Annotated in this window: 13 protein-coding genes; 10 read left to right on the top strand and 3 right to left on the bottom strand. The window is 70.0% G+C overall.

The genetic code is table 11. From position 1 onward, the window contains the following. Window positions 1-34: 34 nt before the first annotated feature. Window positions 35-1,261, top strand: a complete 1,227-nt coding sequence (locus ABEA33_RS19910) for an IS30 family transposase (protein WP_425577455.1) — start codon at window positions 35-37, stop codon at window positions 1,259-1,261. A 116-nt stretch (window positions 1,262-1,377) separates the two neighbouring features. Here the strand turns inward: ABEA33_RS19910 and ABEA33_RS19905 are convergent, their stop codons facing one another. Genes ABEA33_RS19905 through ABEA33_RS19895 form a run of 3 tightly spaced genes read right to left on the bottom strand, consistent with a single transcriptional unit; the run spans window position 1,378 to window position 4,073 of the window. Further along, complete coding sequence (locus tag ABEA33_RS19905; protein ID WP_345528701.1) at window positions 1,378-2,208, bottom strand: ABC transporter permease; 831 nt, start codon at window positions 2,206-2,208, stop codon at window positions 1,378-1,380. Beyond that, window positions 2,205-3,197 (bottom strand): ATP-binding cassette domain-containing protein, encoded by a 993-nt coding sequence (locus tag ABEA33_RS19900; protein ID WP_345528700.1) that lies wholly within the window; start codon window positions 3,195-3,197, stop codon window positions 2,205-2,207. The genes ABEA33_RS19905 and ABEA33_RS19900 overlap by 4 nt, the downstream gene beginning before the upstream one ends. 60 nt (window positions 3,198-3,257) lie before the next feature. Beyond that, the gene (locus ABEA33_RS19895; protein ID WP_345528699.1) at window positions 3,258-4,073 is read right to left on the bottom strand and encodes a maleylpyruvate isomerase family mycothiol-dependent enzyme; all 816 of its coding nucleotides are present in this window, start codon (window positions 4,071-4,073) and stop codon (window positions 3,258-3,260) included. Window positions 4,074-4,161: 88 nt separating this feature from the next. Here ABEA33_RS19895 and argC point away from each other — a divergent pair, with 88 nt between their 5' ends. From argC to ABEA33_RS19850, 9 genes are all read left to right on the top strand, one after another. Next, the gene (gene argC, locus ABEA33_RS19890; RefSeq protein ID WP_425577454.1) at window positions 4,162-5,199 is read left to right on the top strand and encodes an N-acetyl-gamma-glutamyl-phosphate reductase; all 1,038 of its coding nucleotides are present in this window, start codon (window positions 4,162-4,164) and stop codon (window positions 5,197-5,199) included. Window positions 5,200-5,269: 70 nt separating this feature from the next. Further along, a complete protein-coding gene (gene argJ, locus ABEA33_RS19885) occupies window positions 5,270-6,421 on the top strand; it encodes a bifunctional glutamate N-acetyltransferase/amino-acid acetyltransferase ArgJ (RefSeq protein WP_345528697.1) in 1,152 nt (383 codons plus the stop codon). After that, complete coding sequence (gene argB / locus ABEA33_RS19880) at window positions 6,418-7,356, top strand: acetylglutamate kinase (RefSeq protein ID WP_345528696.1); 939 nt, start codon at window positions 6,418-6,420, stop codon at window positions 7,354-7,356. Before argJ ends, argB begins: the two co-directional genes overlap by 4 nt. Window positions 7,357-7,406: 50 nt before the next feature. Next, window positions 7,407-8,549, top strand: coding sequence for an acetylornithine transaminase (locus ABEA33_RS19875; RefSeq protein WP_345528834.1), 1,143 nt, complete (start codon window positions 7,407-7,409; stop codon window positions 8,547-8,549). Further along, complete coding sequence (gene argF / locus ABEA33_RS19870; protein ID WP_345528695.1) at window positions 8,546-9,469, top strand: ornithine carbamoyltransferase; 924 nt, start codon at window positions 8,546-8,548, stop codon at window positions 9,467-9,469. The genes ABEA33_RS19875 and argF overlap by 4 nt, the downstream gene beginning before the upstream one ends. Then, entirely contained in the window at window positions 9,466-9,996 is a 531-nt protein-coding gene (locus tag ABEA33_RS19865) for an arginine repressor (protein ID WP_345528694.1), read from the top strand. Before argF ends, ABEA33_RS19865 begins: the two co-directional genes overlap by 4 nt. Next, on the top strand, window positions 9,993-11,429 hold the full coding sequence (gene argG, locus ABEA33_RS19860) for an argininosuccinate synthase (protein ID WP_345528693.1): 1,437 nt from the start codon (window positions 9,993-9,995) through the stop codon (window positions 11,427-11,429). Before ABEA33_RS19865 ends, argG begins: the two co-directional genes overlap by 4 nt. A 153-nt stretch (window positions 11,430-11,582) precedes the next feature. Then, a complete protein-coding gene (gene argH, locus ABEA33_RS19855) occupies window positions 11,583-12,998 on the top strand; it encodes an argininosuccinate lyase (protein WP_345528692.1) in 1,416 nt (471 codons plus the stop codon). Further along, window positions 12,982-13,596 (top strand): DNA-3-methyladenine glycosylase, encoded by a 615-nt coding sequence (locus ABEA33_RS19850; protein ID WP_345528691.1) that lies wholly within the window; start codon window positions 12,982-12,984, stop codon window positions 13,594-13,596. Before argH ends, ABEA33_RS19850 begins: the two co-directional genes overlap by 17 nt. Window positions 13,597-13,842: the final 246 nt, after the last annotated feature.

Raw genomic sequence — 13,842 nt, 5'->3', positions numbered from 1 at the left:
GAGTGCAACGCCTTGATCTGAGCGAGGTGTGCTGATGGCTCGTCCTCCTTGGCCGCGTGAGGTCCAGAAGGCGTTTTGGCGGCAGGTTGCGGCCGGGTTATCCACCGAGAGTGCTGCGGTCGCTGTCGGCGTGTCCCGGCCGGTGGCGTATCGATGGTTTGCAGCATCTGGTGGTGTGATGCCGGCCCGTCAGATCCGAGAGTCCCCTCCTGCCTCCTCGTGTTCACACGGTCGGCGCCTCAGCGCGGCTGATCGGGAGGACATCGCCCACCTGAACCGCTTGGGGCGCACGCTGAGCGAGATCGCCGAGGAGATCGGGTTGCACAAGTCCACGGTCAGCCGCGAGCTGCGCCGCAACAGCAGCGGCACCCAGTATCGGGCGACGACGGCTCAGAAGATGGCTGACGACCGGGCCCGGCAGGGTCACGCGAAGCAGGTCAAGCTCGCGGTATGTACCCGGCTACGCGACGAGGTCGAACGGCGCCTTGAGCACAATGAGAGCCCTGAGCAGATCGCGAACCGGCTGCCACTGGACTTTCCCCACGACCCGGAGATGCGCGTGTCCCACGAGACGATCTACACCTCAATCTACGTCCAGGGCCGTGGCGCGCTCCGCAGGGACCTGGCCGGGCATCTACGCACCGGACGGGCGCTGCGCCGACCACGCGCCCAGGCACGTGACCGCGCCGCCCGCACCGGCGGCGGCGCGCTGCGCAACGTCATCTCGATCAGCGAACGCCCGGCCGAGGCCGAGGACCGCGCCGTGCCCGGTCACTGGGAAGGTGACCTGATCATGGGCGCCGTCAACGCCTCCGCGATCGGCACCCTGGTCGAGCGCGCCACCGGATTCCTCGGGCTGCTGCATCTGCCCACAGACCACACCGCCATCACCATGCAGACCGCGATCTGCGAATACATGGCCACCCTGCCCGACACCTTGCGTCAGACCCTGACCTGGGACCGCGGCAGCGAGATGGCCAACCACGCCCAGATCGCAGCCGCCACCGGCCTGGATATCTACTTCGCCGACCCCGCCTCACCCTGGCAGCGAGGCAGCAACGAGAACACCAACGGCCTGCTACGCCAGTACTTCCCCAAAGGCACCGACCTGTCCTTCTGGGGCCCCGGCTACCTCCAGCAAGTCGCCCTCGAGATGAACAACCGACCCCGCAAACGCCTCGCCTGGCGCACCCCTGCCGAAGCCCTCGACCAACTACTCTCCAACAACGACAACCCACCCGGCGTTGCACTCACCGGTTGAATCCACCCCGCCAGGCCCGTCTCGAAACCACCGCTCCTTCTCGGCTCACCGGACTTCGACGCGCTCGTGCGACTTCGTTCCTCAGTCGCGTCGCTTGGTCAATCTGGCTGGCCGTCTCACATCTTGCGCGAGTAGCTCCGCACGGAGAGCGGCAGGAAGATCGCGACCACGATCGCGCACCCGAGCAGCGCCCAACCGACGTTGGCGGTGAGGGCCCCGTCGTTCATCAGGTCGCGTACGGCGGAGATGACCAGCGAGACCGGGTTGACCTTGACGAAGGCCTCGAGCCAGTTCGGCAGGGTCTCCGCAGGCACGAAGGCGTTCGAGAGGAACGTCAGCGGAAACATGATCACCATCGAGATGCCCTGGACGGCCTGGGCGCTGCGCGCGCGGGTGCCGAGGTAGGTGAAGATCCAGGCGAGCGACCAGCCGGCGACGATGGTCAGCGTCCAGCCGGCGAGTACGCCGAGGAAGCCACCGCCGGGCCGGTAGCCCATCAGCAGTCCGGTCAGGATGGTCAGGGTCGCCGCGGTGGCGTAGCGGAGCAGGTCCGCGATGGCCGGCCCGACGAGAGGGGCGATCCGGGCGATCGGCAGAGACTTGAACCGGTCGAAGACGCCCTTGTCCATGTCCTCGCGGAGCTGGATGCCGGTCGCCATGCAGGCGGTGAGCGCGGTCTGCGCGAGGATGCCGGTGATCACGATCGGCAGGTAGTCCTCGACGCTGCCGGAGATCGCGCCGCCGAAGATGTAGGCGAACATCGCCGTTAAGAGCAGGGGCTGGATCGTGACGTCGAACCACTGCTCAGGGTTGCGACGCATCTTCTTGAGCGCGCGCCACGCCATCGCGAGGCTCTGGTCGAGGGTGTCGCGGAACGACGGTCGGGTGACGATGGTGCGGTCGAGCACCTCGGTGGTCTCGTGCTCGGCAAGGAGGGTGGTGCTCATCGGACAGCCTCCATCTGGGGCTCGTGGGTCTCGTTCTCGGCGCCGTGGCCGGTGATGGCCATGAACACCTCGTCGAGAGTGGGCTTCTGGACGGTCGCGGACGCGATCGAGAGGCCGGACTGGCGCAGCGCGATGAGGACGTCGGCGGCCTGGTTGGCGTCGGTGAGGGCGGCGTTCATGCCACCCGACTCGGGAGTGAGGACGGGCTCCTCGCCGAGCACCCGGCGTACGACGTCGACGGCACCGTCGGTCTCGCCCGGGTCGGACATCCGCAGCTGCAGCGTGGAGCTGCCGACCGACGTCTTCAGCTCGTCGGGGGTGCCCTCGGCGACCTTGATGCCGCGGTCGATGACCGCGATCCGGTCGGCGAGCTGGTCGGCCTCGTCGAGGTACTGGGTCGTCAACAGCACGGTGCTGCCTTCGCGGATCAGCTCTCGGATGGTCTCCCACATCTGGCCGCGAGTGCGGGGGTCGAGGCCGGTGGTCGGCTCGTCGAGGAAGATCAGCGGCGGCTGCGAGATCAGGCTGGCCGCGAGGTCGAGCCTGCGGCGCATGCCGCCGGAGAAGGTGGAGATCTGCTTGTCGCGGGCCTCGGTCAGGCCGAACCGCTCCAGGAGGTCGGCGGCGGTCGCCTTCGACCTCGAGGAGGACAGGCCCTGCAGACGGCCGAAGAGCCAGAGGTTCTCCGAGCCGGTGAGGTTCTCGTCGACCGAGGCGTACTGCCCGGTCACGCCGACGAGCTGGCGGATCATGTGGGGGTGTCGACGGACGTCGACACCGAAGATGCTGGCCTCGCCGCCGTCCATCGGCAGCAGGGTGGCGAGCATCTTGAGGGTCGTGGTCTTGCCGGCGCCGTTCGGGCCGAGCACGCCGAAGACCTCGCCGCGGCGGACCTCGAGGTCGATCCCGTCGACCGCGCGGAAGTCGGCGAACGTCTTGACGAGCCCGGAGGCCGCGACGGCCAGGTCGGTGTCAGGTGCTGGTGTCATGCCACGAATACTGCGGCGACCCGGTTTCGTGCCGCCTTCAGACCGGTTTCACCGGTTTCGTCAGGTGATCGGCTGGTTCACGGCCAACCGGAACCTGTCGTAGACGCCCAGGTCACCGGCGACCCGGACGTCACTGTCGTCGCTGCGCCGCCACAGCCACGCGTCGAGCGCAGGCGCGGTGCCGCTCACCACGGCGTCCGGCTCGGCGCCGGGGGCCGGGACCACCCGGATGTCCTCGAGATCGTGGTGCTGCCCGTCGGGATCGGTGCCGGTGAAGCGGCCGATCTGGACCCACAGGGACTCCTCGCGGTCGGTGATGTCGACCCGCACGTAGTGGGGGAGCGGCGCGAACTCGCCCCACTCCGGTGCGCCCCCGAACATGACGTCGAGGACCTCGTCCACGCCGTCCGCCGCCAGCGCCGGGTCGAGCGGGGTCTCGTGGCCCGCGGTCTGCTCCGCGTCCAAGCGGTGGATCAGCGCCTCGTGCGCCTGCCTGCGGTAGGTGAAGCCCACGGTCTGCTCGGCGGACCAGCTCCACGCGGGCTCCGTCGGGTCCGCCGCCCGCAGCTCGCGGACCAGCGACGCGGAGTACTCGTCGTACGCCGCCAGCAGCCCGTCGTACGACGTGGGGCGTTCCGGCCCGGCGACCTCGTCGTCATCGTCGTCATCGTCGCCCTCCGGCGCCGCCGGGCGGTTGCGGATCGTGGTGGCCCAGAACCACTGCACCCGGGCGAGGTGCCACAGCAGGTCGGCTGCCGTCCAGTCGGGGCACCCGGGGACCCGCGCCTCGGGATCGCAGTCCGCCAGCACCGCGCGGAACCGCGCGGAGTCGCTCTCGATGTGCCCCAGGTAGTCGTCGAACGCGAGCCTCGCCATGATGAGCAACGTAGCCATCAGGACCGACACCGCGCATCCGGGTAAAAAGCGACCCCGTGCAAATGAACATGCAATACTGTGTATAGTCATGCATATGACGAGGAAGCGCGTTGCTGTCGCCGGAGCCAGTGGGTACGCCGGGGGCGAGCTGCTGCGCCTCCTGCTGGGCCACCCCGACGTTGAGATCGGTGCGCTCACCGGTGCCTCCAACGCCGGTCAGCCGCTCGGTGCGCTGCAGCCACACCTGGTGCCCCTGGCCGACAGGGTGCTCGAGGAGACCAGCATCGAAACCCTGTCCGGGCACGACGTGGTCTTCCTCGCCCTGCCCCACGGCCAGTCCGGCGCTGTCGCAGCCCAGCTGGGCGACGACACCGTGGTCATCGACTGCGGGGCCGACTTCCGGCTCGCCGACTCCGCCGCGTGGGAGAAGTTCTACGGCGGTCAGCACGCTGGCACCTGGCCCTACGGCCTGCCCGAGCTCCCCGGCCAGCGCGAGGTGCTGCGTGGCGCGACCCGGGTCGCCGTGCCTGGCTGCTACCCGACCATCTCCAGCCTCTCGCTGGCCCCGGCAGTCGCTGCCGGCATCGTCGAGCCCGACGTCACCGTCGTCGCCGCGTCCGGCACCAGCGGGGCGGGCAAGGCCGCGAAGCCCCACCTGCTCGGCAGCGAGATCATGGGCAACGCCAGCGCGTACGGCGTCGGCGGCGTCCACCGGCACACGCCCGAGATCACCCAGAACCTGTCGAAGCTGACCGACGGCACCGTCTCGGTCAGCTTCACCCCGCTGCTCGTCCCGATGTCGAGGGGCATCCTGGCGACCTGTTCCGCGAAGCTCACCGGGGGAGTGACCGCCGAAGAGGTGTACGACGTCTACGCCAAGGCGTACGCCGACGAGCCGTTCATCCACCTGCTCCCGCAGGGCCAGTGGCCGCAGACCAAGTCGGTGACCGGCTCCAACGCGGTGCACCTGCAGGTCACGGTCGACGAGGACGCACGACGAATGATCGCCGTCGGTGCCGTGGACAACCTGTCCAAGGGCACCGCCGGCGCTGCCGTCCAGTGCATGAACCTCGCGCTCGGCCTCGACGAAGGCCTGGGCCTCACGACAGTAGGAATCGCCCCATGAACTTCACCCCACAAAACTGCGGGATTCCCCCGCTTCGCTCCTCCATCCCACACTTCTGCGGGGGGCCCGAATGACCATCACCACCCCCGCAGGCTTCCGGGCCGCCGGCGTCGCCGCCGGCCTCAAGTCCACCGGAGCCAAGGACGTCGCGCTTGTCGTCAACGACGGCCCGACCTTCGACTCCGCCAGCGTCTTCACCGCCAACCGCTGCAAGGCCAATCCGGTCCTCTGGAGCCAGGAGGTCGTCAAGGACGGCACCGTCCGCGCGGTCTTCCTGAACTCCGGTGGCGCCAACTGCTATACCGGCCCGGAGGGCTTCCAGACCACGCACGCGGTCGCCGAGACCGTCGCCGGCAAGCTCGGCATCGGCGCGCTCGACGTGGTCGTCTGCTCGACCGGCCTGATCGGCCTCACCAACGACCGCGAGCAGGTCGTCGCCGGCGCGACCGCGGCGTACGACGCCCTGGCGGCTGACGGCGGGCAGCAGGCGGCCGAGGCGATCATGACCACCGACTCGGTCAGCAAGCAGGTCGTCGTCGAGGGTGCCGGCTGGTCCATCGGCGGGATGGCCAAGGGTGCGGGCATGCTGGCGCCCCAGCTCGCCACGATGCTGGTCGTCCTCACCACGGACGCCGTCGTGCCGGCCCCCGACCTCGACGTCGCGCTGCGTGCGGCCACCCGGGTCAGCTTCGACCGGCTCGACTCCGACGGCTGCATGTCGACCAACGACACGGTGACCGTGCTCGCGAGCGGTGCCAGCGGGATCACCCCGTCGCTGCCGGACTTCACCGAGGCGCTCACCCAGGCCTGCACCGACCTCGCGATGCAGCTGCTCCGCGATGCCGAGGGTGCCGACCACGAGATCGCGATCACCGTGCTCAACGCGGCCTCCGAGGACGAGGCGGTCGAGGTCGGTCGCAGCGTGGCGCGCTCCAACCTCTTCAAGGCCGCTGTCTTCGGCAACGACCCCAACTGGGGCCGCGTCCTCGCCAGCATCGGTACGACGCAGGCCGCCTTCGACCCGGCCGACCTCGACGTCGCGATGAACGGAGTCTGGGTCTGCAAGCAGTCCACGCCGCACGCCGACCCCGAGACCGTCGACCTCAAGCCGCGCGAGGTCAGCGTGACCATCGACCTGAAGGCCGGTTCCGAACGGGCGACCGTCTGGACCAACGACCTGACCCACGCCTACGTCCACGAGAACAGCGCGTACTCCTCATGAACGACTCCAGCTCCGGCCAGTTCGACACCAGCAAGCCCGACCAGGCCAAGGCGCGCACCCTTGCGGCCGCGCTGCCGTGGCTCAAGCGCTACCACGGCAAGATCGTGGTGGTGAAGTACGGCGGCAACGCCATGACCGACGACACGCTCAAGCGCGCGTTCGCCGAGGACATCGCCTTCCTGCGGTTTGCCGGCTTCAAGCCCGTGGTCGTGCACGGAGGCGGTCCCCAGATCTCGACCATGCTCGACAAGCTCGGCATCGAGTCCGAGTTCCGCGGTGGCCTCCGGGTCACCACGCCCGAGGCCATGGACGTCGTCCGGATGGTCCTCGTCGGCCAGGTGCAGCGCGAGCTCGTCGGCCTGATCAACGAGCACGGGCCGCTCGCGGTCGGCTGCTCCGGCGAGGACGCCGGGCTCTTCACCGCTGAGCCGGCGAGCACGATCGTCGACGGCGAGGAGGTCGATCTCGGCCTCGTCGGAGAGGTCGCACGCGTGCGACCCGAGTCGGTCCTCGACCTGATCGAGGCTGGCCGGATCCCGGTGGTCTCCAGCGTCGCACCCGACGTCAACGGAGTGATCCACAACGTCAACGCCGACTCCGCCGCCGCGTCGCTCGCGGTCGCGCTCGAGGCCGAGAAGCTGCTCGTGCTCACCGACGTCGAGGGCCTCTACCTGGACTGGCCCAACTCAGACGACGTGATCGGCGAGATCAGCCCCGAGGAGCTCGCCGAGATCATCCCGACCCTCGCCAGCGGCATGGTGCCCAAGATGGGTGCCTGCCTCCTGGCCGTGCAGGGCGGCGTACCGCGAGCCACCGTCGTCGACGGGCGTGAGCCGCACGCCGTACTCCTCGAGCTCTTCACCAACGAAGGCGTCGGCACCCAGGTGTTGCCCGGCGTCGAGACCAAGACCCGGAAGGCGAGGGACTCGCAGTGAACGACGCAGTGAACGACTCGAGCTACGCACAGCGGTACGCCGCCAGCCTGATGAACACCTTCGGCCCGCCGAAGCTCGTCCTAGCCCGCGGTGAGGGCGCCCACGTCTGGGACGTCGACGGCAACGAGTACGTCGACCTCCTCGGCGGCGTCGCCGTCAACGCACTCGGCCACGGCCACCCGGCCCTGGTGGAGGCGGTGACGAACCAGCTCGGCACGCTCGGGCACATCTCCAACCTCTTCACCAGCGCCCCGCAGGTCGAGCTGGCCGAGAAGCTGCTCGCTCTTCTCGGCAGGCAGCCGGGGGAGGGCAAGGTCTTCTTCACCAACTCCGGCACTGAGGCCAACGAGGCCGCGTTCAAGCTGACCCGGCGCACCGGCCGCACCCAGATCGTGGTGGCGGAGGGCAGCTTCCACGGCCGCACCATGGGTGCGCTCGCGCTGACGTCCAAGGAGGCCTACCGCAAGCCGTTCGAGCCGCTGCCGGGCGACGTCACCTTCGTCCCGTACGGCGACGCCGACGCGCTCGCCGCCGCCGTCACCGACCGGACCGCCGCGATCCTGGTCGAGCCCATCCAGGGCGAGGCCGGCGTCGTCGTACCTCCCGACGGCTACCTGGCCGCCGCCCGCACGATCGCCGACGAGCACGGCGCGCTGCTGTGGCTCGACGAGATCCAGTCCGGCATGGGTCGGACCGGTGAGTGGTTCGCCCACGACGCCGACGTCCGCCCCGACATCGTCACCGTCGCCAAGGGACTCGGCGGCGGCTTCCCGATCGGCGCCTGCATCGGCCTCGGCGACGCGGGGTCCCTCCTGCAGCCCGGCAACCACGGCACCACGTTCGGCGGCAACCCGGTCGCCTGCGCGGCCGCGCTCGCCGTCATCCGCACCATCGAGGACGAGGAGCTGCTCGAGCACGTGACCGTCCTGGGCCAGAAGCTGCGCGACGGACTGGCCGCCGATCCGCGGGTGGCCGAGGTGCGCGGTGCCGGGCTCTTCGTCGGGCTCGACCTGTCCGCGGACGCGTCGGCCGACGTTGCGGCGGCCGCGCAGGGGGCGGGCTTCATCGTCAACAACCCGACCCCGAAACGGATCCGGCTCGTGCCGCCGCTCGTGATCACGGCCGACGACGTCGACGCGTTCCTAGCCGCCTGGCCGGCGATCCTCGACGAGGCGATGGGAGCACAGTCGTGAGGCACTTCCTGGCGGATGACGACCTGAGCCCCGCCGAGCAGGCGCGCGTCCTCGCCCTAGCGGCCGAGCTCAAGCACGCGCCGTACGACGCGAAGCCGCTCGCCGGCCCGCGCACCGTCGCGATGATCTTCGACAAGCAGACGCTGCGCACCCAGTCGTCGTTCGCCGCCGGCATCGCCGAGCTCGGTGGCTTCCCGATGCTGGTGGACGGTGCGCTCGCCGGCATCGGCGTGCGCGAGTCGGTGCACGACGTCGCTCGGGTCCTCGGGCGCCAGTCGTCGATGATCGTGTGGCGCACCTACGCGCAGAGCAACCTCGAGGAGATGGCCGAGCACTCCGGTGTCCCGGTGATCAACGCGCTCACCGACGACTTCCACCCCTGCCAGCTGCTCGCCGACCTGCTGACGATCCAGGAGCACAAGCAGCAGCTGGCCGGACTCACCGTCGCGTTCGTCGGCGACGGTGCCTGCAACATGGGCAACTCCTGGCTGCTCGCCGGCGCCATCGCCGGGATGCACGTGCGGGTCAGCTCGCCCGAGGGCTACGCGCCGGACCTCGCGATGGTCGAGCGCGCAGGAGCCATGGCCGAGACCACCGGCGGCTCCGCGGTCCTGGAGCCCGACCCGATCGCCGCGGTGACCGGCGCCGACGTCGTCGTCACCGACACCTGGATCTCGATGGGCAAGGAGGACGAGGCCGCCGCACGCGCGGGGGTGTTCGCGCCGTACTCGCTCACCAGCTCGCTCTTCGAGCGCGCGAAGCCCGACGCCATCGCGATGCACTGCCTGCCCGCCTACCGCGGCAAGGAGATCGACGCCGACGTGCTCGACGGTCCGCAGAGCGTGGTCTGGGACGAGGCCGAGAACCGCCGGCACGCGCAGAAGGCAATCATGACCTTCCTCGCCGAGGCGCACCGATGAACACCGCCCTCCGGCCGACGACCAAGAACGCGCGCCACCAGCTCATCGTCGAGATCGTCACCCAGCACGAGGTGCGCTCGCAGGGTGAGCTCGCCGAGCTGCTGGCCGAGAGCGGCCTGCGGGTCACCCAGGCCACGTTGTCGCGCGACCTCGTCGAGCTCGACGCCGTCAAGGTCCGTACGCCGTCCGGCGCGCTCGTCTACGCCGTACCCGCCGAGGGCGGCGACCGACGACCCGCGGCGCCGGGGGAGACCGCCGCCGCCGCGACCCGGCTGGCCAGGCTGTGCGGCGAGCTCCTCGTCAGCGCCGACGCCAGCGCCAACCTGGTCGTGCTGCGCACCCCTCCCGGCGCCGCCCAGTTCCTGGCCTCCGCCTTCGACAAGGCAGAGTTCCCCGAGATCCTCGGCACCATCGCCGGCGACGACACCGTCCTCGTGATCGGCCGTGACCCGAGCGGCGGCGACGCGCTCGCCCACCGGTTCCTGGCCCTCGCCGACACCCACCACCAGAAGGAAGAAACTCCGTGAGCAAGGTCCTGACCTCCCTCCCCGTCGGCGAACGCGTCGGCATCGCGTTCTCGGGAGGGCTCGACACGTCGGTCGCCGTGGCCTGGATGCGCGCCAAGGGCGCCATCCCCTGCACCTACACCGCCGACATCGGGCAGTACGACGAGCCCGACATCAGCGGCGTACCCGACCGTGCGGTGCAGTACGGCGCGGAGATCGCCCGCGCGGTCGACTGTCGCCTCCCGCTGGTCGAGGAGGGCCTGGCCGCGATCGCCTGCGGCGCGTTCCACATCCGCTCCGGAGCGCGCACCTACTTCAACACCACCCCGCTCGGCCGGGCGGTCACCGGCACCATGCTGGTCCGCGCGATGCACGAGGACGGCGTGGACATCTGGGGCGACGGCTCGACGTTCAAGGGCAACGACATCGAGCGCTTCTACCGCTACGGCCTGCTCGCCAACCCCGACCTGCGCATCTACAAGCCCTGGCTCGACGCCGACTTCGTCACCGAGCTCGGTGGCCGGCACGAGATGAGCCAGTGGCTCGTCGACAACAACCTGCCCTACCGGGACAGCCAGGAGAAGGCCTACTCCACCGACGCCAACATCTGGGGCGCCACCCACGAGGCCAAGACCCTGGAGCACCTTGACGTCTCGCTCGAGACCGTCGAGCCGATCATGGGCGTGAAGTTCTGGGACCCCAACGTCGTCATCGACACCGAGGACGTCACGATCCGCTTCGAGCAGGGCCGTCCCGTCGCCATCAACGGCGTCCGGTACGACGACCCGGTCGCCCTCGTCCACGAGGCCAACGTGATCGGTGGCCGCCACGGCCTCGGCATGTCCGACCAGATCGAGAACCGGATCATCGAGGCCAAGTCCCGGGGCATCTACGAGGCGCCTGCCATGGCGCTGCTGTGGACGTCGTACGAACGCCTCCTCAACGCGATCCACAACGAGGACACGATCGCCAACTACCACGCGCAGGGCCGCCAGCTCGGCCGGCTGCTCTACGAGGGCCGCTGGCTCGACCCGCAGGCGCTGATGATCCGCGAGTCCATCCAGCGCTGGATCGCCTCGCTGGTCACCGGCGAGGTGACGCTGCGGCTGCGCCGGGGCGAGGACTACACGGTCCTGCGCACCGACGGCGCGAACTTCTCCTACCACCCCGACAAGCTCTCGATGGAGCGCACCGACAACGCCGCGTTCGGTCCCAACGACCGGATCGGCCAGCTCACGATGCGCAACCTCGACATCGCCGACTCGCGCGCCAAGCTCGAGCTGTACGCCGCGCAGCCGCTCGACCAGGGCCAGGTGCTCGTCGAGAACGGCACCCTCTTCGGCGAGATCGAGGCCGGCGGAGCCGACCGCATCGCGCGCAACCCGGCCGCCGAGCAGGAGGCCGGCGAGGACGAGGCTCTCGACTACGCCGCCATGGAGTCCGGCACCGACTGATGGTCCGCCTCCCACGCAGCGCCGCGCGGGTTCTCCCGGTCGCGGACGTCGACAGGAGTCTGCTCCTGCTCGTGCCGCACCCCCGCCCGTCCCGCTGTGGCGGGGACTCCCTGACATCATGACCAGCGCCATCCGTGCCGTGAGAGGACGACCGTGAGCACCACCAACACCGGCAAGCTGTGGGGCGGCCGCTTCGCTGGCGGTCCTTCGCCCGAGCTCGACGCGCTCTCCCGCTCGACGCACTTCGACTGGCGGCTCACGCCGTACGACCTCGCCGGATCGCGTGCGCACGCCAACGCGCTGCACCGCGCCGGCCTGCTGACCGATGGCGACCACGCCGAGCTGCTGCGCGGCCTCGACGTGCTGGGGGAGCGGTACGCCGCCGGCGACCTCCTGCCCGACCCGTCCGACGAGGACGTCCACGGTGCTCTCGAGCGGCTGCTCGTCGACGAGGTGGGCACCGACGTCGGTGGTCGCCTCCGCGCCGGACGCAGCCGCAACGACCAGATCGCCACGCTCTTCAAGGTCTTCCTGCGTGACCACGCCGCCGAGATCGCCGACCAGGTCCTCGACCTGGTCGACGCCCTCACCGTGCAGGCGCGTGACCATCTCGATGTCGTGATGCCGGGCCGCACGCACCTGCAGCACGCGCAGCCGGTGCTGCTCTCACACCACCTGCTGGCGCACGCCTGGCCGCTGCTGCGCGACGTCGACCGGCTGCGCGACTGGGATGCCCGGGTGGCCGCTGACTCGCCGTACGGCTCAGGTGCACTGGCCGGATCCAGCCTCGGTCTCGACCCCGAAGGTGTGGCGGCCGAGCTCGGCTTCACGGGCTCGACGGCCAACTCGATCGACGGCACCGCCTCCCGCGACTTCGTGGCCGAGTTCGCCTACGTCACGGCTCAGATCGGGGTCGACGTCAGCCGGATCGCCGAGGAGGTCATCCTCTGGTCGACCCGCGAGTTCGGCTTCGTGACGCTGCACGACTCCTGGTCGACGGGGTCGAGCATCATGCCGCAGAAGAAGAACCCGGACATCGCCGAGCTCGCTCGCGGCAAGGCCGGGCGCCTGATCGGCAACCTCTCTGGCCTCCTGGCGACGCTCAAGGCGCTCCCGCTGGCATACAACCGGGACCTGCAGGAGGACAAGGAGCCGGTGTTCGACTCCGTCGACACCCTCGAGGTGCTGCTTCCCGCCTTCACCGGCATGGTCGCCACGTTGACCTTCAACACCGCGCGGCTGACCGAGCTCGCGCCCCAGGGCTTCTCGCTCGCCACCGACATCGCCGAGTGGCTGGTGCGTGAGGGGGTGCCGTTCCGAGTCGCCCACGAGGTGGCCGGCGCCTGCGTACGCCGCTGCGAGGAGCTCGACATCGAGCTCGACCAGCTCACCGACGAGCAGTTCGCCGACATCTCGCCGGCTCTGACCCCGGCGGTGCGCGACGTCCTCACCGTGGAAGGGTCCGTCGCCTCCCGGGTGGGTCGTGGCGGCACCGCCCCGGCCCGCGTCCGCGAGCAGCTCGGCGAGCTGACCGCCGTCGTCGATGCACACCGTGCCCGGCTCGGCTGAGCTTCCCGACGTGCTGGCGGGGCCGGTCCTCGAGGCCGCGCCCCGGTTGCTGGGCGCCGTACTCCGCCACGGCGACGTCGCCGTACGCATCACCGAGGTCGAGGCGTACGACGGCGCCAACGACCCCGGCTCTCACGCGTTCCGCGGGCAGACGGCGCGCACTGCGGTGATGTTCGGGCCGCCCGGATACCTGTACTGCTACTTCACCTACGGCATGCACGTGTGCTGCAACGTCGTCTGTGGCCCGGAGGGCACCCCGAGTGCGGTCCTGCTGCGCGCCGGCGAGATCGCCGACGGGCTCGACGTAGCCCGGCAGCGCCGACCCGGGGCGTCCGATCGTGACCTGGCCCGCGGGCCCGCGCGCCTGTGCCGTGCGCTCGACATCCGGCTCTCGGATGACGGCGCCGACCTCGTCAACGGACCGATCACGGTGACCCTCCGCGAGCCGGCGACCGACGTGTCGACCGGCCCGCGGGTGGGCCTGCGTCAGGCACCGGATCGGCCGTGGCGGTACTGGATCACGGGGGAGCGAAGCGTCTCCACCTACCGTCCGGCAGCCCCGCTCAGGCGTGCGAACCGACCCGATTTGGGACTCTGACCAGAGCGCTGCTACGTTTCTCCACGTCGCGGTGAGCGACTCCCCCTCGGGCCGCAAGGCCAACTGGACGGAGTTCTCGCACGCCCGGCGCAGGTGAGGATCGGCCCGCAAGTTGACGGGGCGGATCGGAACCGGTAAGTTTTTGCAGGTTGCCCCGGCAGCGGCCCTCACCAGGGCCTGCTTCGGTGTGCGTCTGATGTTTGAGAACTCAACAGTGTGTCATAGTCGACGAATTAGTTTGTTATG

Source organism: Nocardioides endophyticus, assembly GCF_039543845.1.
In the GTDB taxonomy this organism is placed as follows: domain Bacteria; phylum Actinomycetota; class Actinomycetes; order Propionibacteriales; family Nocardioidaceae; genus Nocardioides; species Nocardioides endophyticus.
Note: the sequence above shows the minus strand (reverse complement) of the source record. Positions and strands in the feature narration are given on the sequence as shown.